The sequence below is a fragment of the Blautia glucerasea genome, from assembly GCF_020537505.1.
In the GTDB taxonomy this organism is placed as follows: domain Bacteria; phylum Bacillota; class Clostridia; order Lachnospirales; family Lachnospiraceae; genus Blautia_A.
Genome location: NZ_JAJBMO010000012.1, coordinates 35,665 through 61,057, shown reverse-complemented (window position 1 = coordinate 61,057; position 25,393 = coordinate 35,665). Strand labels below are relative to the sequence as shown.

Below are 25,393 nucleotides of genomic sequence, written 5' to 3'. Positions count from 1 at the left end.
ATTTATCGATTTAAGGCATTTGTGGCTTCGGAAGAATCCTCTCCAGAAGGCTGGCTTATAGCCAGTTTACGCCCAGGCGAATATCTTTTTCCAAAAGCCTTCCACGGGAACCAGATCCAGCTTATGAATAAAAATAGACAGGTATTAGGGTATCTTCACATGGAAGATGACCGGCTGTATTTCTGTATTATTCCGCTGCTGAAGAAGCATGCAGCGCAAGTGAAACTTCTGGTGAAGGAAGAAGACACAGGAGCGCAAGGAAAAAATAATGGAATTAACAATAAGACGAATGGTAATAATTCCCGAAACAGCGGTAGAGGAATCACGCGTGGAAATAATAAGCAAAAAGCTAATATAGATTTCTATTTTCGGCTAGAGGATGAAAATTATACTTATAACAGTTCGGATCTCAACCTGAAAATAGCGGAAACACTGGCTGGTTATGAGAAATATTTGCGAAAATATAGTTCGGAACAGGAACGGTTTTGTGATTTGTTTGCCCGCCTGTCCCGCTCAAATTTCCGCAGCCGCTTCCATTTGAAGGACAAGGATATACAGTATATCCAGGAGAAGGGAATGGATACCATCCGCAGCCATGCCGCAGATTTTGTGCGAACGCGCCTGGCTCCGGCCCAGATCCCAAATGATGGCAAACAGACTCCAATGCGAGGACATCCTGTATTCCTGGCTCAGCATGCTACTGGCTGTTGCTGTCGGGGATGTCTGTATAAGTGGCATAGAATTCCAGCAGGGGTGCAGCTCGCAGAAGAGCAGCAGGAATACATAGTAGATGTGTTGATGGCTTGGATTGAGAAAGAATATAACAGAAATGTATAGGGCTATGAAGTTGGTTTTATATATGCAATCGGTAAATATATAGTTTAACTGGAATTTTGAGAAGATAAGAATGGGGAACGGTTTATGAGAATATTTCACTTATCAGATTTACACATTGGTTTGAAGTTAATTAATCGTGATCTCAGAGAAGATCAGGAATATATACTGGATCAAATAATTCAGAAGGCCGCAGAGAAAGCACCTGATGCGATCGTGATCGCAGGGGATATCTATGACAAAGCAGTTCCGTCAGCAGAAGCGGTGGAGGTGTTTGATCATTTTATCGGAAAGCTGCGAAAAGCAGTTCCAGATTCTGTGATTATGATGATCAGCGGAAACCACGACAGCGCGCCCCGTGTGAATTGCTTTCGGAGTGTACTTGACCGCCAGAAGATATATATGATCGGAATGCCGCCTCAGACAGAAGAAGATCACATTGAGAAAGTAGTGCTCCAGGATGAATATGGTCCAGTGAACTTTTATCTGCTTCCCTTTGTGAAGCCTTCCATGGTGAAGATGATCACTGGTACAGACGAGAATGGAAACAATCTTTCTTACAATGATACGATCCACAGATTGATAGAACGTGAACAGGTTGACATAACCCAGAGAAATATTCTGGTCAGCCATCAGTTTTATTTGTCGGTAGGGGAGAATGTAGAAGAAGTAGAGCGAATGGATTCAGAGATCCGTACTGTGGGAAATATTGACCAGGTATCTGCTGATATTTTGCAGAAATTTGACTATGCGGCGTTGGGACATATTCACAAGCCAATGAAAGTTGACAGTGAGTTTTACCGTTATTGTGGAACCCCTCTGGCATGTTCTGTAAGTGAAGCAGGTCAGAATAAGGGAATTATAATGGTTGACATAAAGCAAAAAGACGAAATTACCACAGAAGTAATTCCATTGGAACCATTGCGTCAGATAAAGGTGATCAAAGGCGATTTGGAGAGTGTTCTGGCACAGAGCTGTAGAGACTACGTGACAATAATTCTTACAGACAAAGTAGATCTGGATGTGATTGATATGCAGGACCGTCTGCGTCTGGCATTTCCTGGACTTCTGGAGATACGTCGTGAGACAATACGGCAGGCAGACTATACCAGACGCACTTCTGGCGAGCGTGAGCTGAATCCTTTTGAGCTTTGCTGCCAGTTCCTGGGAAATACGGACATGGAAGAGCAGGAAATTCTTCAGGATATTATCAATACAGTACAGGAGGTGACGAAATGAGACCTGTGAAACTTACGATGCAGGCATTTGGCTCCTACGGAAAACTGACACAGATTGATTTTCGGGAACCTAATCAGAATTTGTTTCTTGTAACGGGAGATACCGGTGCAGGAAAGACAACTATATTTGATGCCATTGTGTTTGCTCTTTACGGCGAGGCGAGCTCCAGTACCAATAAGAAAGAGGGCGTTGTACTGCAGAGCCAGTATGTGGAGCTGAATGTAGAGCCATTTGTAGAACTTGTTTTTTCAGAAGGGACAGGAGCGGATTGCCAGCTTTATACAGTGCGGCGTGTCCCAAGGCATCTGAAGCTTCTCACAAGAGGCGCTGGGAAGAATACGGGTAGCCGTGAAGTTGCCGGTTCTGTCAGTCTGATCATGCCGGATGGTACCGAATATCCCCAGAAGGAAGCCGACAGTAAGCTGGGAGAGATCCTCGGTCTTACCAAAAGCCAGTTTATGCAGGTAGCCATGATCGCACAGGGGGAATTTATGGAGCTTCTTCGTGCGAAGTCTGACGATAAGAAAGTAATCTTTCGGAAGTTATTTAACACGGAACTTTACCAGAATATTGTGGATGAGCTGATGAACCGCAAGCGTGCATTGGAGAAAGATATTGCGCAGATTAAGACGGCCTGTCAGACCGAAGCTGCTCATGTGGTAATTCCCCAGGAATATGACCAGTGGCAGGAAATAGAAGGGTTAAAAAAGCAGGTTTTGAATGGTGAAATTGTAGTGATGGATTGCTTCCTGGAGCATCTGGGAGAGCTATGCAGAACACTGGAGAAAAGTGTGAATTTTACCTCGAAAGAATTACAATCCGCATCAAAACTCCGTGACGAAAAAAGGGATATCTACAACAGTTCCATTCAGCTGATGAATTTATATGCGCAGCTGGAAACCGCTGAGGTTCAGCTCTCTGAATGTGGGAAAACGGAAACACAAATAGGGGAAAAGACCATCCTGTCAGAGAAAATTAAGAAAGCATACGAAATAAAAGGTGAATACGTACGCTGTCAGGATGCCTTGCATAATATGCAGACCTGTGAGAGTGCCTTAAAGGAGCAGCAGGAACACGTTCCTTTATTAAAGGAACAGTCACAATCTGCCATTTGGACAGCGAAGGCTGCGAAAGAAACAGCGGAGAAGGAACTTAAAGCATACACCACTATTTATGAGCGTGTAAATAAAGAGGTGAAGCTCCTTAAGCAGATCAAGGAAGCAGAAAAAAGTGTAAAGACCAGCCAGCAAAATCTGACCGCAGCGCAGGCCGCAGACCGCAAAGCCAGAGAAGATCTGGAGAAAATAGAGAAGCAGGAAGCAGACTGGAGGGCTCAGTCAGAGAAGCTGACCGACACTAATGAGAAAATTGCTGTCTGGAAAGGGAAAAATCAGGAACTGGAAGTACTTGGCATTGAAGTACAAGAAACGGAAGACCTTCTTAAAGGTGTAGAAACACAGAAAAAACTGGCGAAGAAAGCACGAGAGACATACCAGAAGAATAGAACCAGATATGACGCAAAGAGCCAGGAATATGAGTCTATGCGGAGAATTTTTCTGGATGAGCAGGCTGGTTTTCTGGCGCGAGAACTTCAGCCGGGGAAACCATGTCCTGTATGCGGCGCAATAGAACATCCGAATCCATGTATAGCTTCTACCCTTCATAGAGATCTTACCCGTGAGCAATTGGAGCTGGCAGAAAAAGAAGTTTCTGAGCTTCGAAACAGGCAGGAACAGTCTGCCGGTGAAGTAAGGTCAGCCGTAGATATAGTTGCAGAAAAAGAACGACTTTTGGAAGAGACAGGAAGGAAGCTGTGCACGCGTATTTTAAATGATCATGAGCAGTTTCCGGAAGCTGGAATGCTGAAAGTATTTGATTCTTTGGGAGACAATATAAAAAAATTCCAGGAGAGCAGAAATTCCGAAGGCACTGGTGCAGCTCTGAATCAGATGGCGGATAAAGAGTGTAATTGGAATGCCTTGCTGAAGCAGATACAAACACTTCTTGGAGCCTGGAAAACTTTATTGCAGGAAGAGGGTATAAGACTTAATACAGCCCAGAAAACATTGCGTAATCTTCAGGATGCTTTGGGACAGGTAGAAGAGCAGAAGAAATCAGGAAAAACTGCCGTAGAGGAATGTGGACAAAAGCTGACTGCGGCAGCTGCGTCAGCCAAGAGCGCAGAAGCTCTTCTGAAGCAGCTGAATGATTCCCGGGAATACCCATCAGAAGAGGCAGCTATGACAGAGTTTAACCAGGCAAAAGAAAAATGGAAAGCTGCAGAAGCTGCTTCCAAGGAAGCTGAAAAGAAAGAAAAAGCGTCTTCTGAAGAGCTGGTTAACTGTACCAGCCTGATTAAGCGATTTGAAGGGGAGCTTCCGGATCACCAGAAGCTTTACCAGGAGCGGCAGGCCTTTTATCAGACTCTGATGAATGAGAAGAATATGACAGAGGCAGAATGGGCGGATATAGCAGAGAACTATACCCGTGAAACAGCGGAGCTTTTGCAAAAAGAAGCAGATAGCTGGCAGCGAAAAAAACTAGCCGCACAGACCACTGCAGAAACAGCTGGAAAAGCCATAGATGGCAGGAGCAAGCCAGATCTGGAAGCTGCGAAGTCCCAGATGGAGGAAGCTGAGAAAATACGGCTTCAGACCCAGACGAAGCTGGATCTTTATAAAGAACAGTATAAAGCTGATAAAGGGGCATATGATATTCTTAGTCCCCAGATGGAGAAGCGGGGCAAGATCATTGAAAAGCATACCAAACTGGAAACTCTTTATAAGCTGTTGTCTGGAAATATATCTGGAAACCGTATGGATCTTGAAACCTATGTGCAGAGATATTACCTGGAGAAGATTCTTTATGCGGCCAATCGCCGTTTTGCAGATATGTCTGCCGGACAGTTTGAGCTTCGTATGGTAGACGAGGAGAATGCGGGGAAAGGCAAGAATCGTGGTCTGGATCTTATGGTATATTCTAATGTTACCGGCAAAGAGCGTGAAGTCCGTACCCTTTCCGGAGGAGAATCCTTTATGGCAGCCCTGGCATTGGCACTTGGAATGGCAGATCAGATCCAGGAGAGTTCTGCAGCGATACATCTTGATGTAATGTTTGTGGATGAAGGCTTCGGTTCCCTTGATGAGCATTCCAGAGAACAGGCGGTAAAGGTTCTTCAGGAACTGGCGGGAGGAAGCAAGCTGATTGGAATTATTTCTCATGTGACCGAGCTGAAGCAGGAGATTGAAGATCAGCTAATCGTCAGCAAAGACGAGAAGGGAAGTCATGTGAAGTGGCAGATAAGCTAGAATCTGTTTGAAAAATCATTCCCGCAATCTGTACGCTCCACTTTGCGGTATATTTTGCCCGAATTCAGTTGCCGTAGCTCGCTACGGCTCCTTCCTCCATCTTGCATATGAAGAAATCATCCTGCGTCAATGTAGTAGATACTTGGTTGAATAAAGAATATCGGGAAGCAATTAAGCTTCCCGAAAAATAAAAAGTTCTATAGATTTTTTGTAAAATCAATAAACTCTTCCGGCTCACCGTAATCATGAATTCTACAGTTTGCCAGACGCTGTATTTCCTCTTGATTTTCTTCATGAGAGTCGTACACAGCAGTGGTATAGAAGCCATCTTTCTTAGCTGTAGTAAGGGCATGAAGAGAATCTTCAAAGACCATGGTATTGGTTCGGTCAGTACCAAGAAATTTCAAGGCTTCCCGATAAATGGTTGGTTCGTCCTTTCCGGCACCCACAGAGGAGCAGGTAAAGATTTCGCTGAAATAGTCAAGCACTCTGCAACGTGCCAGGGCAGCTTCCACGAGGGAGCGCTCTGTAGCAGTGGCAATACACATTTTGACTCCGGTCTCATGAAGCTGAGCCAGAAATTCTTTCAGATGAGGCTTCAGCTGAGCTTCATAGCGGTAGAAATCATCTACAATTGCTACAGCACTCTTGATCAATTCATCTCGGGTCTGTTTTACACCATAGTGCTCAATAAAATAGTCAGCTGCCTGGTGGAGACTCATAGTGGCGATTGCTTCATCCAGATTCGGTTCAGGTTCAATTCCCTGGCTTCGCAGGTAATTTTCGCCTACATGATCCCAGGCTGACATAGAATCCAGAATCGTACCATCCAGATCCCAGATGACACCCCTTAACATGAAATTCCTTTCCTGGAAGATGCATTGTCTTTGGAAATACAAGTAGAATCTTTCATTTTGAGAGTAAGCTCTTTAAGCTCTCTGGTTGCTTTTGTAATATCTTCAGCTGCAAAGATGGCACTTACAACTGCAATTCCGCAGATACCGCTTCCAGCCAGCTCCATTACATTGTCATGTGTAATTCCACCGATAGCAATAACGGGAATATTTACAGCCTCACATATTTGTTTTATAGTTTCATGGCTGATATTGCCGGCATCTTTTTTGGTTCCGGTTTGGAATGCGGCACCTACTCCCAGATAATCTGCGCCATTTTTTTCAGCAAGAACAGCCTCTTCAACTGTATGCGCAGAAACGCCGATGATTTTGTCAGAACCGAGGATGGCTCTGGCATTACCAGCAGCCATATCCTCCTGCCCTACATGAACGCCATCGGCATTGATTTCTTTTGCAATTTCTACATTGTCATTGATCACGAATGGTACATGATAGCGCGCACATAACTCTTTGATTTCCGCAGCTTCTTTACGAAAACTATCTGTATCCAGAGTTTTTTCGCGTAGCTGAATGAAAGTAGCCCCACCTTTTAAGGCTTCTTCGACCTGATCATATAAAGTTCTGCCATTTAACCAGCTGCGGTCAGTAACGGCATAAAGTAAAAGATCTTTTTTATTGCAGTTCATTGGTAAAACCTGCCTTTCACATGTAACTTGTGTGTCAAACACACTCTAATACATTATATAAAGCTGAATCTGGAAAGTAAAGGTAATTATTAAGCTAGAGCCTGTTTGAAAAATCATTCCCGCAATCTGCACGCCCCATTTTGCGGGAGATTTTGCCCGAATTCGGTTGCCGTAGCCCGCTACGGCGCCCTCATCCGGACAAAATTTCCCACAAACTGTGACGCACATCTTGCAGAAAGCCTTTTTCAAACACGCTCTAGAGCGTGTTTCTGCGAAGATCGAGAATCGTAACCCATAATGTTTGTTACACGAACAGGAATCTGTACATTGAATAACGAAAAATGATATGTTAGACTAATATTAAAATTGTGTTTTTGTTGGTTTACAAAAAAGAGAGGAAGGTTTGATTATGGATCAATTTGAGAGGATGAAGGTGACACGGCAGGCGATGAATGGCAGGATGTGTCTGATGTTTGGTGGTATTTTCCTGATGTTTTCAGCCATTACCTCCACGATCATGTATGGAATCAATTTCTTTATGACAGCTCTGGAAGCAGACAAGGGAACAGCAGAGTATGTAGAACTCCTTGAGAATGCCGGAGTGGGAAGTGGACTTCTGAAAGGGATTGGTATTTGTTTTATTGCAGTAGGAATCTGGGAAGTTGTAGTTGGTTTTCTATCTGTAAGGAATTCCAACAGAGTAGATAAAAGCAAATTTTCTGTGAAACTGGCTATATCTCTTCTTATAACAGAGATTGTCATGCAGGTAATTCTGTTTTTTACAGGATTGATGAATCTGGGGCTTCTTTTTACAGCCATTGTACTTCCGCTGTTTTTACTTTGGGGTGCCACCCGTTTAGGCAAAGTTGCCAAGGCTGATCCGGAACGCAAATTTGCAGTAGACCCAGCCAGGAAGAAATCCTCCCAGCAATCTCAACCGGCTACCCCGAAGAAGAGCATTCGTGAGAGAGCCGCTCTGCAGGCGCGAGAAGATGCAGTGGTACCAGAGAAACAAGATACTGTAGATGAGGAAGATATTGCAGATTCAGAAGAGTCAAATTAGAAACTCAAAGTATGAATATAAGCATCATTGGAAAATGCAGTGGGTATAAGCGTCATAGGAAAATGCAGTGGGAAAATTGTTAAAGATATATAACCTGTGAAATTGTATGAGCTGTAGTTAGTCGTTGTTGCCGATAATATGATTTGCATGTAGCTATTAAGGTATAAGAATTAGAGACTGTTTATGATTCAACACCAGATAAAGGAAAGAGAACCACAGCATATGGACATGAAAGAGATCATCGCAGAAGCAGCCCGTAAGCTGATTCTGGAGAAAAAAGTAAAGAAGCTTACAGTAAAGGACATTGTGGAAGAGTGCCAGATCACCAGGCAGGCATTTTACTACCATTTCGAAGGAATACCGGATCTGATTCAGTGGAGCATAAAGCAGGGAACCAGGCGGCTGCTAGAGGCGTGCAAAGAGCAGGGCGGCGCAGAAGCAGCGCTGAAGTATCTGTTTGTTTTTGCCATCAATGCTATACCCGAAGTGCGAAAAGGAATAGAAAGTAATTATGGAAAAGAACTGGAACAAACTCTTATGCAAGGAACCTACGAGTTGTTTGAGAGCATTGTAGAGGAAGAAAATCTGTACCGGAACTACAGCCGCCAGGAGCTGAAACTGATCCTCCGTTACCACAGCCATGCTATCTTTGGTATTTTTCAGGACTGGACACCGGAGGATACGAAGAATCTGGATATGATCGTACACGAAGTCTATTTGATTATGATGGGAAAGAATGCTCCAGAAGAACTATAAAATATCATTTGACTGTATTTACAGGAAATGGAGGCGGCAAAGTATGGGCTATGATCTTCCGGAAAGGGTTGTAAAAGATATTGTAACGTTTGCTAAGAGGTATTCTGTCAGAAAAGTTATATTGTTTGGATCGCGTGCAAGGGGAAACAATACAGAAAGAAGCGATATAGATATAGCGGTATATGGCGGAGACCGACTGGGAATAGAATTCAGAGGCCGGATGCAAATACATGGAGGAAACTAAATGAGAGATCAAACGGGCGAGGTGTATTTTTTACACTTTGCCCGTTTTGTCTATACACGGTGAAATTTCTGACTATCGACACTTTCTTTTGCTTGTACTAGAATAAAATTATCAGGATTACGGAGCGTGATTGTGACGCACATCTTGCAGAAAGCCTTTTTCAAACATGTTCTAGAGCCTGTTTGAGGAAGGCTGGAAATGATAACGTAATCCGCAAGGAGAGGAGGGAACCATATATGGCACATGAAATTTTATCCGTAAAAATGTACGAGCTGGATAAAAAACTGGAACAGACCCACAGTCGGATTCAGCTGGCAGAGAGTATGGATACGGAAAGACTCCACCAACAGATCCAGAATCTTCGACAGGAATGTCAGGAAAGCCGTATCACTTTGGAAAACAGACTTCGCCATTCCAAGACAGACTGTGTAATGAAGCTGGCAGGCGTCTATGACCAGGTGGAGGCAGCAGTTGGAAAAGTACTGGAGGCAGAAAACATAAATTTGAAAAATAAGGAGCCAATATTTGGAAATGTGCTCCCGGGAACGGAGAAGAAAATCCTCACCGCAGAATACGCCCTTGATTTTGCAATGCAGGCAGTAAACCGGGCACTTCTGGTATCGCTGGAGGCTATTGAAGCCCAGCGTCTGGAAGAGAAGAAAGAGGCAGAAGAGTGAGTAGACACTATTAGTTTACATAAGAAAGGACTACAACCATGAAAGAAGTAAAAACCCCAAAAAAGCCGTTGATCTATTACTACGGCATTGTGCTTCTGGTACTGATCGTCTTTAACCTGGTGGTTTCCCCAATCTTAATGGAGCATCAGGTAGAAGAAACCGATTACGGTACCTTCATGAGCATGATTAATGACAAAAACATCGGTAAAGTAGAAGTAGAAGATAACCAGATCGTCTTTACCGATAAGAACAACGAAAAAATTTATAAAACCGGTCTTATGAATGACCCGGATCTCACCGACCGTCTGTATGAGTGCGGTGCCACCTTTACCAAGGACATCGACCAGCAGACCTCCCCGATTCTCAGCTTCCTGGTAACCGGACTTCTGCCGTTGATCATTTTCATAGTTCTTGGAAATTATATGGCGAAGAAGCTGATGGAGCAGGCTGGAGGCAAAAACTCCATGGCATTTGGCATGGGAAAAAGCAATGCAAAGGTTTACGTCCAGTCCAGTGAAGGAATTCGTTTCTCCGATGTAGCCGGAGAGGATGAAGCCAAGGAAAATCTTGCAGAGATTGTAGATTATCTTCACAACCCGAAAAAATACACAGACGTGGGAGCCTCCATGCCGAAAGGTGTTCTCCTTGTAGGCCCTCCAGGTACCGGTAAAACAATGCTTGCCAAAGCCGTTGCCGGAGAAGCGAATGTTCCATTCTTTTCCATGTCCGGCTCTGAATTCGTAGAAATGTTTGTAGGTATGGGTGCCTCCAAGGTTCGTGATCTTTTCAAGCAGGCGAAAGAGAAAGCCCCATGTATCGTATTCATTGATGAGATTGACGCCATCGGTAAAAAACGTGACGGCCAGGTAGGTGGCAACGATGAGCGTGAGCAAACGCTGAACCAGCTGCTCACAGAGATGGATGGCTTCGAAGGCAACAACGGTGTTATCATTCTGGCAGCCACCAACCGACCGGAATCCCTTGACCCGGCGCTTACCCGTCCAGGACGTTTTGACCGCCGCGTACCGGTTGAGCTTCCCGATCTTGCAGGACGTGAAGCAATTCTGAAGGTTCATGCAAGAAAAATCAAAGCATCCGATGATGTGGATTTCCACACCATCGCACGTATGGCATCTGGTGCATCCGGAGCCGAGCTGGCAAATATCATTAACGAGGCAGCTCTTCGCGCAGTCCGCAGCGGACGTACAGTGGTTACAGAAGCAGACCTGGAAGAGAGTATTGAGGTGGTAATCGCAGGTTACCAGAAGAAAAACGCAGTTCTCTCCGACCAGGAGAAAAAAGTGGTTTCCTATCATGAAATCGGACATGCTCTGGTGGCAGCCCTTCAGAGCCATTCCGCTCCTGTTCAGAAGATCACCATTATCCCCCGTACCTCCGGTGCACTCGGCTATACCATGCAGGTAGAAACTGGTGACAAGTATCTGATGACAAAGAAAGAGCTGGAAAATAAGATTGCAACCTTCACAGGCGGACGTGCTGCAGAAGAAATCGTGTTTGGCGAGATCACCACAGGCGCTTCCAACGATATCGAGCAGGCAACCAAGATTGCCAGAGCTATGATCACCCGCTACGGAATGACCGACGAGTTCGACATGGTGGCTATGGAAACCGTTTCCAACCAGTACCTTGGCGGCGATGCATCCCTTTCCTGCTCCGCAGATACCCAGAAGGAAATCGATGAGAAGGTCGTAGAATTAGTAAAACGAGAACATGAAAAAGCCAAAAAGATCCTGACAGACAACCGTAAAAAACTGGATGAACTGGCTATGTTCCTTTATGAAAAAGAAACGATAACTGGCGAAGAGTTTATGAAAATTTTAAATAACAAAGAGGAGAGTGAGGAAAAATGAGAAGACGTTCACGTTATGGCTGGCTGGAACTCATCGAGGGAATCCTGTTGATCCTTCTTGGAATTTATACGTTGTGTAATCCAGGCGGCATGCTCCGCGGAATTACCGTTGCGTATGGTTTTCTTGCTGTCATTACCGGAATTTCAGATATTGTATTTTATGCAAAAACAGAGCGCTATGTCGGCTTCGGACCTACCATTGCTCTGGTGACTGGAATTTTAAGTCTCCTTGCCGGACTAATGCTCCTGATGTACCCAAATGCCGGAGAGCTGATTATGACCCTGCTTCTCCCAATCTGGTTCATCGCTCATTCTGTTTCCAGATTGACCCACATCCCTCTGGTCCGTCTAGCAGGAAAATTTTACTATTACTTTACCTTGATTGTAAATATTCTTGGAATCATCCTTGGCTGTCTGATGATCATCTGGCCGTGGGTAGCGTTGTTTTCAACGGGCTTTATTATTGGCGGTTATCTGATCCTTCTTGGAATCGACTGCGTGGTGATGGCATGCAGCAATATGGATGCCGGGTGGATGTAGAAGCAGAATATATTTACCGGTTGACACAAGAAACTACGAGGTGATAAAATTAAGATAAAATTAAAAAATTACTGCAGCTCGCAATAAAGGAGATATATATATGGCAACACTTAAGGATGTGGCGAAGGCCTCGGGTCTGACGGTAGGAACGGTTTCCAGAGTCCTGAATAACAGAGGCTATATTAGTGACAAGACCAGAGAGAAAGTATATCAGGTGATGAAGGAACTGGATTATCAGCCTAACGAGACAGCTCGCGCTCTGTCTAAACAGAAAAGTAATACCATCGGAATTATTCTGCCGAGTATTGAACATCCTTATTTTTCCAAGGTGTTAAGCCGCCTGGAGAGAGAAGCTGCGAAACGGGGATACCGCATCATGCTCTTTGTTTCCAGATATAAGGAAGAACGTGAAGAACAGTGCATTGAGATGTGCAAAAGCGAAAGAGTTGCAGGTGTGGTTCTCTGTAGTGGAAGCTTTGAAACAGAGAAATTCGAAGGTCTGAATTTCCCATTGATCACACTGGAGCGTTCCATGGATGAGGGAACCTCCGGAATTGAATGTGATAACTATCAGGGCGGGGTGCTTGCAACGGAGCTGCTGATAGAGAAGGGCTGCAGGAAGCTGATGTTTATCGGCGGAGTAAGTGCAGGGGTCGACATCCATATGCCAGGAGATCTTCGTGAGGTTGCATTCCGTGATATCTGTAAGAATCGAAATGAAGAAAATGTGGTTATGGTAACGGATAACCGTCTTTTTGATTCTCTGGAATATTATGAATATGTAAGACAGGCACTGGTAGACAATCCTGAGGTGGATGGCGTATTTGCCAGTTCAGATGTTATTGGTGCCTATGTACTGCAGGCATGCGCGGATCTGGGAATTAAGGTTCCGGAGCAGTTGAAAATCGTAGGATTTGACGATGTGAACATTGCGCAGTTTACCAGTCCGGGACTTACGACGATTCATCAGCCTGTGGAGCAGATGGCAGAGATGGCAGTTGCTGCCATTGCGCAGATCGATGAGGGAAAAATGGTACCCACCAAAGCCGTATTTCCGGTTACCCTGGTTGAGCGGGGAACAACCTGAAGAAAACAGGAGTTTCTTTAAGATGATTTGGGAATTTCCAAAATAAAAAAATACAAGTCAGCTGTTATAGCAATTGCCTCTGGTTTTTGCGTAGCAGCTGATTTTTTTATGCAATAGGAATCTGTCTGCTAAAGCAGGTGGCATCTGGCACGCAAAGGGTAACAAAGCTTTTGCACATGTTGTTCAGCATAACAGATATGATATACGGTTGCGATATTAAAAAGAGCGAATTTTAAGAAAAAACAGAAAAAACTGAAATTACACAACATATCAATATAAAGCACATGTAAAAATGCACAAAATAAGATACTTAAAATAGTATAAAACTAACGAAATGACTTTAAAACAACGGAAAAATATGACAACCGCTTGACATATTTAGGACGCAATGTTATCATACAACCATCAAGAAAACGTCTGAACAAGAACGTAAAAAACAGGAGGAAGCAAAAATGAAAAAACGTATTTCAATGGCAATTGCAGTTGCAACTGCAGCAGCAACAATGGCAAGTGTATCTGTACCGGTTATGGCAGACGATGTGAACATCACAATTTTTAACTCCAAGATGGAGGTTCAGAGCCAGTTCGAAGAGTTAGCTGCTCAGTATGCAGAAGAGACCGGCGTTGGCGTAGAGGTTTATTACAACAGTGATACAGTATCTGCTCATCTGGCTACCAGATATTCTGCGAATGATCCATATACAATCTCTATGGTAGACCCGAAAGATATCTATTCACTTGCAGCAGACCATGCAATCGATTTAAGCGATCAGAGCTGGGTAAATGAAACTAATTATGCAATCGGAGTTGACGGACAGATCAATGGTTTCCCGACCTGCCTTGAGGCACGCGGCGTTATTTACAATGCAGATGCAATCGAGGCAATCACAGGCGAGACCTTCAATCCGGATGATTACAAGACACTTGATTCTTTCAAAGAGCTTCTTGAGAAACTGAAAGAAGGCGGAATGGAAACACCTACCGGTATCATGAAAGAGGACTGGTCCCTTGCAGCTCACTTCCTTGCTGAAGTTTACGAGCAGCAGCCGGACGTAGAAGGATTTATCAGCTCCCTTTACGAAGGAACAGCAGACCTTGCAAACAATGAGAAATTCAATTCTCTTATGGACTTCTTCGATGTCATGATGGAGAACAACTATGCAAAAGATTCTGCAATCGCTGCAGAGCGTGAGACAACTGAGATGATGCTTGCTGAAGGACAGATCGCATTCATGTTCGGAGGAAACTGGGACTGGTCCGTAATCAATGCATATGATTATACAGAGAATATGGGAATGATGCCAGTACCGCAGAACACAGATGACGGATCCAATGAGAAGCTTGTTGGTGGAGGTTCCAAATTCATGATGATCGATTCCTCTGATGCAACAAGTGATGAGCAGCGTCAGGCAGCTAAGGACTTCCTTACATGGCTTGCTGATTCCGATGAAGGACAGAGCTTCATTGCTGAGACATGTGCACTTGTACCTGCATTCTCCAACAATGAAAAAGAAGTATCCGATCCACTTGGAAAATCTGTTAAGAAATATGCTGATGAAGCAGCTCTGATTGATAACTACAATTACCTTCCGGATGATCACCTTTCCATTTGCGGTGCAACCTTCCAGAAATATCTGGCAGGACAGATTGACAGAGCTGAGTTTGCAGCAGAGATTGAAGACTACTGGAAGAACACAACTCCTGTAGAGCACTAAGAATTATCCTTTGGTAATAACTTATTAATTTAACAAACATACTGTAGTTTTATAGAAATTTGCCACCCCCCCTCAAGAGGCTGCACGCCTGTGCCATGCGGCGTGCGGCCTCTTTCCCTCACAAAAAGAAAAGTACTGGATTATAGATTTTCGGAGGCAGCGGGAAAAGGGTGGAGACAAAAAAGAAAAGGGAAAGGGGATCGTGATTATGGAACAAAACACCATGAAATATAAAGTAAAACAGTACTTGATGTTCGCTGGCGTTTCCACTGTCCTGTTTAGTGCAGTTGTAATCCTTCCATTTATCTACGGATTATATCTTACATTTACAAGCTGGGACGGTGTTTCAAAAGACAAACCATTTGTTGGACTGGCAAACTACATTGCTACATTTCAGGATGCAGCTTACTGGCAGGCACTTGGACGTACCTTGATTTATTCTGTTATCGCCGTAATCCTGGTAAACGTGGTAGCATTTTTCCTTGCATACCTTCTTACCAGCGGAATCAAAGGTCAGAACTTCTTCCGCGCAGGCTTCTTTGTTCCGAACCTGATCGGTGGTATCGTACTTGGTTATGTATGGAAATTCGTATTTAACCGTGCATTTGTATCACTTGGAAAATCTCTTTCCGTAGGTGCGCTTTCCACCTCCTGGCTGGCAACCACCAACGGTGCAATGGCATGTCTGATCATCGTATCTGTGTGGCAGTACGCAGGATATATGATGCTGATCTATGTTGCCGGATTTATGAGCGTATCCAAGAGCCTTATGGAAGCTGCCCAGATCGACGGCTGCACCAAGACACAGGCAACCATTAACGTAACGATCCCGCTTATGAGATCTTCTTTTGTACAGTGTCTTTTCTTAACGATTACAAGATGCTTTATGGTATATGATGTAAACCTTTCCCTGACAAAAGGTGAGCCATTTAACTCTTCTGTAATGGCAGCTATGCACGTATACAATCAGGCATTTACTTACAAAAACTACGGTACCGGCCAGGCAGAGGCCTTGATCCTGTTTGTTGTCTGCGCAATCGTAGGTGTGACTCAGGTTTACATTGGTAAGAAAGGGGAGGTGGCAGCATAATGGACGAAAACAAAAAAGCAGCTCAGAAGAAAAAAATCAGCCATTTTATTACAATGGCAGTGCTGGTTATCCTGTTCCTGGCATTTATCTTTCCGTTTATCATGGTAATTTTCAATGCGTTTAAGACAAAAGGTGATATCACGGCAGATCCGCTGGCACTGGTTGGCTCTCACGGCTTTATTCTGACCAACTTTACAGATGCCATGAAAAAGATGAACTTTGCAACATCTTTTACAAACTCTCTTTTGATCACCACAGTTTCTACGATCTTTACAATTATGCTTTCTGCAATGACAGCGTTTGTAATCGTTCGTAACAAATGGAAAGCATGCGGTATTTTGTTTTCCCTGATGATCGCATCTATGGTTATTCCGTTCCAGGTACTTATGATCCCACTGGTTTCTCTTTACGGTGGTATCTTTGGAGTACTGAACAGCCGTATTACTCTGATTCTTATGCATGTGGGATTTTCCCTTTCCATGGCGACCTTCATGTTCCATGGTGCAATTCACACCAGCGTTCCGATGGAGCTGGAAGAAGCAGCATTTATTGATGGATGTACCAGATGGCAGACATACTGGAAAATTGTATTTCCGCTTCTGAAACCAACCATCGCAACAGTTGCGATTATTGATGCAATGGCATTCTGGAATGATTACCTTCTTCCAAGCCTTGTTCTCGGACGTAAAGAACTGTATACTCTTCCGATTGCAACACAGGCATTCTATGGTACTTATTCAACAGACCTCGGACTGGTAATGGCCGCCCTCCTTCTGGCTATGCTCCCGATCCTGGTTCTGTATCTGTTCCTGCAGCGTTACATCGTTGAAGGTGTTACCTCCGGAGCAGTAAAAGGCTAAAATCAAGATGGGGTCCAATGATAGTGATATTTTTGGGCCCCATAATTACTATTTTGAAATATGTTTTGAATAATAAATAAAAACAGGAGATATGATTATGATAAGTCAGACTTTAAGAGATGCCAGAAGATACGAAGATGCAATGGCTCAGAATATTACACCTTTGGAGAGACCGGAATTTCATTTATCTCCAAAAGTTGGATGGATGAATGACCCCAATGGTTTTTCTTATTACAAAGACAAATTTCATTTATTTTACCAGTATTATCCATATGATTCCCAGTGGGGACCAATGCACTGGGGACATGCGGTAAGTGATGACCTTCTTCACTGGGAATACCTTCCGGCAGCCATTGCCCCGGACATGCCATATGATTACGTAGGATGTTTCTCCGGAAGCGCCATTACTCTTCCAGATGGAAAACAGCTTTTCATGTACACCAGTGTGCGTAAGGAGGCACAGCCAGGCGGAGGTGTCCGCGACATACAGACACAAAGCCTTGCAGTTGGCGATGGAATGGACTATGAAAAGGATGTACGAAATCCGATTCTTACAGCAGAAGACATGCCGGAAAACAGCAGTCCTTTTGATTTCCGCGATCCGAAAATGTGGAAATGCGAGGATGGCACCTACCGCTGCGTGATCGTAAATGACAGGGCGGACGGAACAGGCGGCCGTATTCTTCTGTATAGAAGTGAAGATGGGTTTAACTGGGAGTTTGAATCCGTAATGCTTTCTAATGATGGCAGATTCGGAAAAATGTGGGAGTGCCCGGATTTCTTTACCCTGGATGGAAAAGATGTAGTACTTGTAAGCCCTCAGGATATGCTTCCAAAAGGCTTTGAGTACCACAATGGTGATGGAACTCTTTGCCTGATTGGTAAATTTGATGAGGAGACCAAAACCTTTATCCCGGAAAAAGACCAGGCAGTGGACTATGGTATTGACTATTATGCAATGCAGACAGTGGAAGCACCAGACGGAAGAAGAATTATGATCGGCTGGATGCAGAACTGGGATACATGTGCGAATAACAGAATTCCGAAGGGAAAATGGTTTGGACAGATGAGCCTTCCAAGAGAGCTTTCCATTAAAGACGGCCGCCTGATCCAGAAACCGGTTCGGGAAATTGAGAAGCTTCGCACAAATAAGACAGAATATAAGAATGTTGCTTTTGAGGATGTAATTCGTCTGGATGGCATAGAGGGAAGATGCGTGGATATGGAAATCACTCTTCGCCCGGCAGATGCGCAGAATATTTATAAGAAATTTGCAGTGCGTTTTGCCCAGAATGATACGTACCATACAGCAGTAAGCTTTCGCCCTTATGAATCCGTATTGAAAATCGATCGTAAGTTTTCAGGCTCCAGACGCGCAATTATCCATCAGAGAAGAAGCCTTGTGAACAGTGAAAATGGAGAGATTAAGCTTCGCCTGATTCTGGACCGTTTCAGTGCTGAGATTTTTGTAAATGATGGAGAGCATGTGATGACTGCAACGATTTATACAGATCTGGAGGCAGATGGAATTTCCTTCTTTGCAGATGGAAAAGTGGAGATGGATGTTACAAAGTACGAGCTGAAGCTTTGAGAATTGCTGGCAGATACGAGGAGGATATAAAGTGAAGCAAAGAGAGAAAACAGATAAGATCTTTCAGGATCGTATGGCAAAAAAAACAGATGAATTACGCTGGCTGTACATGGAGCTTTATGGAAATGATTCCATGTTTTTCGAGTTATGCGATCAGCTGCACCGCTTCTATGAAGAACGAAGCAGCACATTGAAGGCACTGGATCAAAAGCGTGAAGCAGATCCAGGCTGGTATAAGAAAAATGACATGCTTGGCATGATGTTTTACATAGACAATTTTGCAGGAAACATGAAAGGTGTGGAAAGCAAGCTTGACTATCTGGAAAAAAACAACGTAAATTACATTCATCTGATGCCGTTTCTGGATACGCCGAAAGGCCGTTCTGATGGCGGTTATGCAGTGGCTGATTTCCGTAAAGTACAGGAAAATCTGGGAACGATGGATGATCTGGAGGCACTTGCCGGTGCCTGCCACAAAAAAGGCATCAGCCTGTGTATGGACTTTGTTATGAACCACACTTCGGAAGACCATGAATGGGCAAAAAAAGCCCGCCAGGGCGACGGGGAATATATGAGCCGTTACTTCTTCTACGACAATCCGTATATTCCGTCTCTCTATGAGAAAACAGTGCCTCAGGTATTTCCAACTACAGCTCCGGGTAACTTTACCTGGCTGCCGGAAATCGGGCATTATGTAATGACCACCTTTTACCCCTATCAGTGGGATCTGAACTATGGAAATCCCCGGGTTTTCAATGAGATGATGTATAATTTCCTTTTCCTTGCAAACAAGGGAATTGATGTAATCCGAATTGATGCAGTTCCCTATATCTGGAAAGAGCTGAACACACCATGCCGGAATCTTCCGCAGGTACACACCATTGTGCGTATGATGCGCCTGATCAGCGAGATTGTATGCCCGGGAGTGATTCTTCTTGGAGAAGTAGTTATGGAGCCTGAAAAGGTTGTGCCATACTTTGGAACTGTAGAAAAACCGGAATGCCATATGCTTTACAATGTAACTACAATGGCTACTACATGGCATACTGTTGCCACCAGGGATGTACGTCTTCTGAAAAAACAGCTTGATATTGTCAATGGTCTGCCGAAGGATTACGTATTTCTGAATTATCTGCGCTGCCACGATGATATTGGTTGGGGGCTAGATTATGCCACACTTCAGCAGGAGGGAATTGAAGAGCGTTCTCATAAGAAATATCTCAATGACTATTTCCAGGGCTTTGCAGGGGAGAGCAACAGTCGCGGAGTGCTTTACAATGAGGATCCGGTAACTGGAGATGCAAGATTCTGCGGAACCACCGCTTCCATGTGCGGTATTGAGAAGGCGGGATTTGAGAAAAACAAAGCGGCAATGGAAAAAGCAATCCAGATGGATGTTATGCTTCATGCTTATATGTTTATGCAGTCCGGAATTCCCGTGATCTACAGTGGAGACGAAATCGGACAGGTAAATGATTATTCATACAAAAATGATCCGGACAAAGCACCGGATTCCCGATATATTCACAGAGGGGCTATGAATTGGGAACGCGCAGCCATGAGCAGCAACGCCAGAACTGTGGAGGGTAAATTGAACAAACGTCTGCTCCAGCTGGAAAAAATCCGCAAAACAGAGAAGGCATTTATGACAAATGCAGATACCTGGACTGTGGATACATGGGATAACAGTATTCTCTGCATTGGCCGTTATTATGAAGGGGATAAAATTTACGGCCTGTTTAACTTCAGTGAATACGATAAGACAGCATGGATTAATGAACGTGATGGAATTTACAAGGATCTGATCACCGGACAGGAGATGGAGGCCGCAGGTGTAAATGTACCTGCATATGGATTCTTCTGGCTGAAAAAAATAAACTGATGAAGAAATACCCGGGAACAGAGGATTGTCTCTGTACTCCCGGGTGTTTTTTGTGAACAAAGTTCACAGAAAACCCGAGAATTGCGGTGAAAACACTGGATTTCCAGGTGCTCGAGGAGCAGGAAGTATCCAAAGAGGTACCTGCACTCAGGGCAGAATGCCTGTTTGAGAAGGAATACAGGGAACTGAGAATGCAGCCATTGAACTCAATGTTGTCGGGCTGTTACTTAGCAGTAAATTTCTGGCGGAATCTGTCCAATGGGAATTACATCGGGCTGTCTGTGGGGATGAGCGGCTATGATTTTTTCCATCCAGACCATATTGTACCAACGGCCGAACTTATAAGCACATTTATGGAATTCGCCGACCATGGAGTAGCCAAGATGTTCGTGGAAGTGGATGCTGTTATGGTTCAGGTATTCGTCATCCACTACAGGGCTGGCGATGCAGGCATTTAGATTGGTCATGTTCTGGGCGGCCAGTGCTTTTTCCAGAGAAGCGTAAAGAGCCTTGCCAATTCCGGATTTCTTCTTATCCTCTTTTACATAGATGGAAGTCTCTACAGACCAGGCGTAGGCTGCCCGGGCATGAAGCGGCCCTGCGTAGGCGTAGCCTGCGATTTCAGTACATGCACTGCAGTTCCCCTCATCTTTGACACCAGGTGTGGCGCGGTTTATTACCTGCTCGGCTACAAGATAAGGATAATGCTGTAGCGTGTGTGCAATTCGCTTCCGAAATTCCTCCACAGACGGAACATCATATTCGAAAGTAATTGCGGTATGCGCTACATAAGGGGCATAGATGGAAAGGAGCGCCTCTGCGTCTTCTGGCGTAGCAGGGCGAATGATAACTGGTGATGGCATGGCAGGATTCCTCCTTTGTAATTATAAACGAAAATTTTAGCTGTATTATGGCACATATAATGAATTGTGGTTCAATTTTTGGTTCCTGTTCATTCCGTGAACAGGAACCATTTTTGTAAATTTCGTTTTGGCATTAGGCTTAGTAGGGACGATGGTCGTGGTTAGCAAATGCGAAGCAGATTTTCCAGTGAAAACAGCTTATTAATGGAAAGTAAATCTTCAAACGCATTCAGATTCAGATCCGAATGCTCCAGCTCTCTGGAGAAGCGGTAACAAATATCTATCTGGTCTTCCAGACAGAACACCCGCCCATTTTTCAGGTAAGCGCCCATATCCAGCTCATGGATCAGCAGGGTGCAGACCACAGCCATTTTTACCTTGGCGAAAATTTCGCCGTCGTAAACAGCACCGCAGAAATACGTGTAAATCCAATACACAAGCAGCTGCTCTTCCTGAATATTCCAGTCCGGGTAAGCCTTTTCAAAGTCGGCACGATTCTGAGAGTAAACGGAAGCGGTGGAAACGCCGGAAGCTTCTGCACCGCCATAAAGCGCCTGCAAATTTTTCTTCAGAAATTCCTGCCAACCCGGTCTGAGAACCTCCATTTTGGGAACAACCGCCTTCCACATGGCCTTCAGAAGTTCATCTGGCGCAGCCTTTTTGTTCAGATGCTTCTGCACCTTAGAGGTAAAGGCTTCTCCATATCCAGAGGCTTTATGACGCTCCCGGAGCTCTTCCCATTTGAAAAGCTGGTTCCGGTCCGTACAGCGCTGGAAATCACTGGCTGCAGCCAGTATCTTCCACATACGAAGCCGCATGGGAATCTGCCGGTTCTGCAGCACCTCAAGAAAGTATTCCCTGGTATCTTCAAGGGCAGTGAAAAGCATATAGTCAAAATCATCATAGGTTTCTTCCGGGGAGGGAACCTCCGCTGTCTGGAAGGTTACCTTTTCCCTTCTGCCAAGCAGAATCCTGGCTGCCTCCGGACAGGAAAGAGACAGGGAATATTCCCGCAGACCTTCAAATTCTTCGATGTGCCGCGGATATTTCCGGCAGGTATCGCAAAGCATCCGTTTTCCAACCTCGCTGTAGATGTCGCAGAGGCTGTCCTCATTTAAAAATGCACACCGCTTCCCATACTGGCGGAAAACCTTCTCCTTCCAGTCAATATCATTATGAAGACGGTTCCGGAAAGCTCCCTTCACACGCTTATATTTTTTCAGGCTTTTGTCATCAATGGCGATCTGCCAGCCGGCACAGCAGGTGTCGGGACAGGCACCTGCGATACAGGAAAAATCTTTATAATAATCAGGTCTTGTAATTTCCATAAAAAAACCTCCTGGTAACAGTAATCAGTATATCTGTGTAATTCAAATACAACTATTGTAACGGTATTTCAAAGCTGTGTAAATCCTCTGAACAAAAAAAGTTACAGATGGTTGACATTAATGCGGCGGACTGTTAAACTCATATAAGTAAAGGTGGAATCGGAAAGAATTTAGGTATCTATTGATCAGTCCGCGAACGATAGCTTTCTGATACCTGCACTGCGATAATTAAATCTTGACAGTTCTGTTGAAAATTCCAAAACAAATCAAGGATTTCAGACCGAAGAAATAATACACATGAAACGACAGAAATATCAGGACATGATAGCACCCATATTATAAAAGCTGTCAGCTTAACAGTAAAACGGAAACTGGCGTGGGGGGGGGGGGGGTACCTGCACCAGCGAGGGAAATTATAAAATGAGTGAAGTTATAACGAAACAAAAGATTCTTATAGCGGATGATTCAGAAATGAACCGCGAACTTTTAGCTGCAATTTTGGAAGAGGAATATGATATCATACAGGCGAAAGACGGGGTGCAGGCAGTTGACTGCCTTCAGAAGCATGCCGAGGAGATTTCGCTGCTTCTTCTGGATATTGTTATGCCCAAAATGGATGGTTTCGAGGTTCTTTCTTATATGAATAAAGAACACTGGATTGAGGCTATTCCGGTTGTGATTATTTCGTCAGAAAATTCTCCTGTTTACATAAAACGTGGGTACGATCTGGGTGTCACCGATTTTATCGGAAAACCTTTTGATGCAAACATGGTATTACGCCGTTCAGCCAATGCTATACTTCTGGGAGCCAAGCAGCGCCGGATGACCAGTATTGTTTCCAATCAGATTTATGAGAGAGAAAAAAGCAGCAAGCTGATGATCAATATTCTTTCTCATATAGTGGAATTCCGCAATGGAGAGAGCGGGCTTCATGTGCTGCACATTCAGACAATCACAGAAATGCTGCTTTGCCAGCTGGTTCAGAAGGAAAATAACAGGTATGCCCTGAGCAAGGAACAGATCCGGATGATTACCACAGCCTCTGCGCTCCATGACATTGGCAAGATCAGTATTCCGGATGAAATCCTGAATAAGCCGGGCAGACTTACAGCCGAAGAATTTGCAGTAATAAAGGGACATTCCATGGCAGGTGCCAATATGCTGTCAGAGCTGCCCCTTGACCAGAAGGAGGAGCCTCTTGTCAAGACTGCATACGAGATCTGCCGCTGGCATCATGAACGTTACGATGGAGGCGGATACCCGGATGGATTAAAAGGGGAAGAAATCCCTGTTTCAGCACAGGTTGTGGCGTTAGCTGACGTATATGACGCATTGACCAGTGAGAGATGCTATAAAGATGCCTATTCTCATGAAAAGGCCATCGAGATGATACTGGCAGGACAGTGTGGTGCATTTAATCCGCTGATGCTGGAGTGCCTTCTGGATATTTCTTCCTCCCTGAAGAAAAAAATGGGCTATAAATCCAAGGAAAGGTATGAGCAGACAGACCTTTCTGATATTGCCAGCAGATTTCACGATTTTGAGATGGATTCCTCAGAGAAAATTGTGCAGCAGCTGGAAGTTGAGAGAATGCGCTATAATTTCCTGGCAGAGGGCAGCAGAAATATTATTTTTACTTATACCATTTCACCACCGCTTCTCACCTTTAACCAGGCTGGTTGCAAACGAAGCGGGATTACGGAACCTTTATTTTCCCCATTGCAGAGCGGTGTGCTGAAAGATCTTGTGGAGGAGCAATCCCTGAAACGGCTTATCCGGAAGATTACCCAGGCCACCCGGGAAACGCCGGACGTGTCAAGCAATCTTTTGCTCAAAGATGGAAAAAGTCCCTGCCACTACCGGTGCGAATGCAGGGTGATCTGGACAGATGGTGCTGAAAAAGGTTATACAGGTGTTGTTGGAAAGCTGACAGATATTACGGATGATTATACGGTTATGGAAACCGTCCGGGAGGAGGGCCTGAAAGTCTTGAAAAAAGACCGCAGTGCAGAATTTTCCAGTTTTTATGACCGGTTTAAGAAATGCGGCTTTTCTACAGATGGAACTGAAGCGTGGCTTCTGCTTCAGTACCTGCAGATCTCCTATGATCTGGTACGGTATGTAGATCCCACAACAAATAAGGTTATCCATATAGAAAAAGACGGAAAAATGTGGGAGAGTGAAACTTCCTGTTCAGACATATGGAATTGTCTGGAAAAATGCAGCAACTGTATTTCCAGGCTCAGCATGCAGACCAGGAAGCGCATGACAAAGCTTGAGGTTGCAGGGGATGCTCCCTATCAGGTGGTATCCATGTATGTGGAGATTGATGGGAAACCCTGTTGTCTGGAAATGGCTTCCAGGATAGATGGTGATTTTATGCCTGATGGGTATTCCGAAGATGAGATCCTGTCATCTGTAAGGATTCATAAGGAGAAGGTTTATATAGACCCTGTAACCGGAGTTTATAATAAGCGCTATTATGTGGAGAAGCTGAGCAAAATGGACAATGCAGCAGCTCTTATGTTTGCAGATATTAAGAACTTTAAAAGAATTAACGAGAATTTCGGACATCAGGCTGGAGATGATGTACTTCGCCGGGTTGCAGGTGTGCTTCGGGATGTTGCGGCTGGCAAAGGCGATGTGCTCAGATATTCCGGCGATGATTTTGTGACAGTATTTTTTAAGGCTACGGAAGAGGAGCTTTCCGAAATCCAGAAGGAAATGTGCAGAAGAGTAGAGGCACTGAGATTTCCGGAGCTGCCTGGAGTGCAGCTGAAGCTTGTTACTGCCGGTACCAGTATACCGGGCAGGATAGAGGAAATGCTGGAGCAGGTAAGAATATAAAAAGAAAGTCCCGGCGGGCAAAACCGCTCGGGACTTTTATTTTTTGGAAGTGTAGCTGA

At 44.5% G+C, this 25,393-nt stretch carries 22 protein-coding genes and 2 pseudogenes; 18 read left to right on the top strand and 6 right to left on the bottom strand.

Going from position 1 to position 25,393, the window contains the following annotated elements:
• Positions 1-453: 453 nt before the first annotated feature.
• From LIQ05_RS20645 to LIQ05_RS11180, 3 genes are all read left to right on the top strand, one after another.
• Positions 454-837, top strand: a complete 384-nt coding sequence (locus tag LIQ05_RS20645) for a DUF4186 domain-containing protein (RefSeq protein ID WP_226820678.1) — start codon at positions 454-456, stop codon at positions 835-837.
• Positions 838-921: 84 nt separating this feature from the next.
• Complete coding sequence (locus LIQ05_RS11185; protein ID WP_226820636.1) at positions 922-2,073, top strand: exonuclease SbcCD subunit D; 1,152 nt, start codon at positions 922-924, stop codon at positions 2,071-2,073.
• Entirely contained in the window at positions 2,070-5,381 is a 3,312-nt protein-coding gene (locus LIQ05_RS11180; RefSeq protein ID WP_226820634.1) for an AAA family ATPase, read from the top strand. The genes LIQ05_RS11185 and LIQ05_RS11180 overlap by 4 nt, the downstream gene beginning before the upstream one ends.
• Here the strand turns inward: LIQ05_RS11180 and LIQ05_RS20325 are convergent.
• Positions 5,335-5,445: a DUF6783 domain-containing protein gene (locus LIQ05_RS20325; RefSeq protein WP_308768456.1), complete on the bottom strand. Its 111-nt coding sequence runs from the start codon at positions 5,443-5,445 to the stop codon at positions 5,335-5,337. The genes LIQ05_RS11180 and LIQ05_RS20325 overlap by 47 nt on opposite strands.
• On the opposite strand from LIQ05_RS20325, the gene LIQ05_RS20640 reads away from it, so the two are divergent.
• Positions 5,410-5,535 (top strand): DUF6783 domain-containing protein, encoded by a 126-nt coding sequence (locus LIQ05_RS20640; RefSeq protein WP_368366522.1) that lies wholly within the window; start codon positions 5,410-5,412, stop codon positions 5,533-5,535. The two genes, LIQ05_RS20325 and LIQ05_RS20640, sit on opposite strands and share 36 nt — an antisense overlap.
• 43 nt (positions 5,536-5,578) lie before the next feature.
• On the opposite strand, the gene LIQ05_RS11175 is transcribed toward LIQ05_RS20640, so the two are convergent.
• From LIQ05_RS11175 to LIQ05_RS20320, 3 genes and pseudogenes are all read right to left on the bottom strand, one after another.
• On the bottom strand, positions 5,579-6,238 hold the full coding sequence (locus LIQ05_RS11175; RefSeq protein WP_226820632.1) for an HAD family hydrolase: 660 nt from the start codon (positions 6,236-6,238) through the stop codon (positions 5,579-5,581).
• Positions 6,232-6,921 carry a thiamine phosphate synthase gene (gene thiE / locus LIQ05_RS11170; protein ID WP_173718366.1) on the bottom strand — a complete coding sequence of 230 codons (690 nt, stop codon included), beginning with the start codon at positions 6,919-6,921 and terminating at the stop codon, positions 6,232-6,234. Before thiE ends, LIQ05_RS11175 begins: the two co-directional genes overlap by 7 nt.
• 45 nt (positions 6,922-6,966) lie before the next feature.
• Positions 6,967-7,110: pseudogene (locus LIQ05_RS20320) on the bottom strand (DUF6783 domain-containing protein); the annotation flags it as partial.
• Between LIQ05_RS20320 and LIQ05_RS20315 the strand changes: the two are divergent.
• From LIQ05_RS20315 to LIQ05_RS11110, 13 genes and pseudogenes are all read left to right on the top strand, one after another.
• Entirely contained in the window at positions 7,048-7,212 is a 165-nt protein-coding gene (locus tag LIQ05_RS20315; protein WP_318289533.1) for a DUF6783 domain-containing protein, read from the top strand. The pseudogene LIQ05_RS20320 and the gene LIQ05_RS20315 overlap by 63 nt on opposite strands.
• A gap of 118 nt (positions 7,213-7,330) precedes the next feature.
• The gene (locus LIQ05_RS11165) at positions 7,331-7,984 is read left to right on the top strand and encodes a hypothetical protein (protein WP_226820630.1); all 654 of its coding nucleotides are present in this window, start codon (positions 7,331-7,333) and stop codon (positions 7,982-7,984) included.
• A 183-nt stretch (positions 7,985-8,167) separates the two neighbouring features.
• The gene (locus LIQ05_RS11160) at positions 8,168-8,740 is read left to right on the top strand and encodes a TetR/AcrR family transcriptional regulator (RefSeq protein WP_226820628.1); all 573 of its coding nucleotides are present in this window, start codon (positions 8,168-8,170) and stop codon (positions 8,738-8,740) included.
• A gap of 43 nt (positions 8,741-8,783) precedes the next feature.
• Positions 8,784-8,933, top strand: a pseudogene (locus LIQ05_RS11155) (nucleotidyltransferase family protein); the annotation flags it as partial.
• A 287-nt stretch (positions 8,934-9,220) separates the two neighbouring features.
• Positions 9,221-9,661 carry a hypothetical protein gene (locus LIQ05_RS11150; protein ID WP_226820626.1) on the top strand — a complete coding sequence of 147 codons (441 nt, stop codon included), beginning with the start codon at positions 9,221-9,223 and terminating at the stop codon, positions 9,659-9,661.
• Between the two features lie 38 nt (positions 9,662-9,699).
• On the top strand, positions 9,700-11,532 hold the full coding sequence (gene ftsH / locus LIQ05_RS11145) for an ATP-dependent zinc metalloprotease FtsH (RefSeq protein ID WP_226820624.1): 1,833 nt from the start codon (positions 9,700-9,702) through the stop codon (positions 11,530-11,532).
• A complete protein-coding gene (locus tag LIQ05_RS11140) occupies positions 11,529-12,071 on the top strand; it encodes a DUF308 domain-containing protein (protein WP_226820622.1) in 543 nt (180 codons plus the stop codon). Before ftsH ends, LIQ05_RS11140 begins: the two co-directional genes overlap by 4 nt.
• 100 nt (positions 12,072-12,171) lie before the next feature.
• Positions 12,172-13,158 carry a LacI family DNA-binding transcriptional regulator gene (locus LIQ05_RS11135; RefSeq protein WP_226820620.1) on the top strand — a complete coding sequence of 329 codons (987 nt, stop codon included), beginning with the start codon at positions 12,172-12,174 and terminating at the stop codon, positions 13,156-13,158.
• 452 nt (positions 13,159-13,610) lie between these two features.
• Positions 13,611-14,873, top strand: a complete 1,263-nt coding sequence (locus LIQ05_RS11130) for an ABC transporter substrate-binding protein (protein ID WP_226820618.1) — start codon at positions 13,611-13,613, stop codon at positions 14,871-14,873.
• Between the two features lie 208 nt (positions 14,874-15,081).
• The gene (locus LIQ05_RS11125; RefSeq protein ID WP_118581952.1) at positions 15,082-15,963 is read left to right on the top strand and encodes a carbohydrate ABC transporter permease; all 882 of its coding nucleotides are present in this window, start codon (positions 15,082-15,084) and stop codon (positions 15,961-15,963) included.
• Positions 15,963-16,823 carry a carbohydrate ABC transporter permease gene (locus LIQ05_RS11120; RefSeq protein ID WP_226820616.1) on the top strand — a complete coding sequence of 287 codons (861 nt, stop codon included), beginning with the start codon at positions 15,963-15,965 and terminating at the stop codon, positions 16,821-16,823. Before LIQ05_RS11125 ends, LIQ05_RS11120 begins: the two co-directional genes overlap by 1 nt.
• Before the next feature lie 97 nt (positions 16,824-16,920).
• Entirely contained in the window at positions 16,921-18,414 is a 1,494-nt protein-coding gene (locus LIQ05_RS11115) for a glycoside hydrolase family 32 protein (RefSeq protein ID WP_226820614.1), read from the top strand.
• Between the two features lie 73 nt (positions 18,415-18,487).
• Positions 18,488-20,296 (top strand): amylosucrase, encoded by a 1,809-nt coding sequence (locus LIQ05_RS11110; RefSeq protein ID WP_226820676.1) that lies wholly within the window; start codon positions 18,488-18,490, stop codon positions 20,294-20,296.
• Between the two features lie 227 nt (positions 20,297-20,523).
• Here LIQ05_RS11110 and LIQ05_RS11105 read toward each other — a convergent pair whose 3' ends face one another.
• Entirely contained in the window at positions 20,524-21,159 is a 636-nt protein-coding gene (locus LIQ05_RS11105) for a GNAT family N-acetyltransferase (protein ID WP_226820612.1), read from the bottom strand.
• A gap of 161 nt (positions 21,160-21,320) precedes the next feature.
• Positions 21,321-22,487: a flagellin lysine-N-methylase gene (fliB, locus tag LIQ05_RS11100; RefSeq protein WP_226820610.1), complete on the bottom strand. Its 1,167-nt coding sequence runs from the start codon at positions 22,485-22,487 to the stop codon at positions 21,321-21,323.
• 420 nt (positions 22,488-22,907) lie between these two features.
• Between fliB and LIQ05_RS11095 the strand changes: the two genes are divergently transcribed.
• Positions 22,908-25,334, top strand: a complete 2,427-nt coding sequence (locus LIQ05_RS11095) for an HD domain-containing phosphohydrolase (RefSeq protein WP_226820608.1) — start codon at positions 22,908-22,910, stop codon at positions 25,332-25,334.
• The last annotated feature ends 59 nt before the right edge of the window (positions 25,335-25,393 follow it).

Coding starts and splice junctions, on each gene's coding strand:
- LIQ05_RS11185 (WP_226820636.1), top strand. CDS start 922: ATGAGAATATTTCACTTATCAGATTTACACATTGGTTTGAAGTTAATT.
- LIQ05_RS11180 (WP_226820634.1), top strand. CDS start 2,070: ATGAGACCTGTGAAACTTACGATGCAGGCATTTGGCTCCTACGGAAAA.
- LIQ05_RS11175 (WP_226820632.1), bottom strand. CDS start 6,238: ATGTTAAGGGGTGTCATCTGGGATCTGGATGGTACGATTCTGGATTCT.
- thiE (WP_173718366.1), bottom strand. CDS start 6,921: ATGAACTGCAATAAAAAAGATCTTTTACTTTATGCCGTTACTGACCGC.
- LIQ05_RS11165 (WP_226820630.1), top strand. CDS start 7,331: ATGGATCAATTTGAGAGGATGAAGGTGACACGGCAGGCGATGAATGGC.
- LIQ05_RS11160 (WP_226820628.1), top strand. CDS start 8,168: ATGATTCAACACCAGATAAAGGAAAGAGAACCACAGCATATGGACATG.
- LIQ05_RS11150 (WP_226820626.1), top strand. CDS start 9,221: ATGGCACATGAAATTTTATCCGTAAAAATGTACGAGCTGGATAAAAAA.
- ftsH (WP_226820624.1), top strand. CDS start 9,700: ATGAAAGAAGTAAAAACCCCAAAAAAGCCGTTGATCTATTACTACGGC.
- LIQ05_RS11140 (WP_226820622.1), top strand. CDS start 11,529: ATGAGAAGACGTTCACGTTATGGCTGGCTGGAACTCATCGAGGGAATC.
- LIQ05_RS11135 (WP_226820620.1), top strand. CDS start 12,172: ATGGCAACACTTAAGGATGTGGCGAAGGCCTCGGGTCTGACGGTAGGA.
- LIQ05_RS11130 (WP_226820618.1), top strand. CDS start 13,611: ATGAAAAAACGTATTTCAATGGCAATTGCAGTTGCAACTGCAGCAGCA.
- LIQ05_RS11125 (WP_118581952.1), top strand. CDS start 15,082: ATGGAACAAAACACCATGAAATATAAAGTAAAACAGTACTTGATGTTC.
- LIQ05_RS11120 (WP_226820616.1), top strand. CDS start 15,963: ATGGACGAAAACAAAAAAGCAGCTCAGAAGAAAAAAATCAGCCATTTT.
- LIQ05_RS11115 (WP_226820614.1), top strand. CDS start 16,921: ATGATAAGTCAGACTTTAAGAGATGCCAGAAGATACGAAGATGCAATG.
- LIQ05_RS11110 (WP_226820676.1), top strand. CDS start 18,488: ATGGCAAAAAAAACAGATGAATTACGCTGGCTGTACATGGAGCTTTAT.
- LIQ05_RS11105 (WP_226820612.1), bottom strand. CDS start 21,159: ATGCCATCACCAGTTATCATTCGCCCTGCTACGCCAGAAGACGCAGAG.
- fliB (WP_226820610.1), bottom strand. CDS start 22,487: ATGGAAATTACAAGACCTGATTATTATAAAGATTTTTCCTGTATCGCA.
- LIQ05_RS11095 (WP_226820608.1), top strand. CDS start 22,908: ATGAGTGAAGTTATAACGAAACAAAAGATTCTTATAGCGGATGATTCA.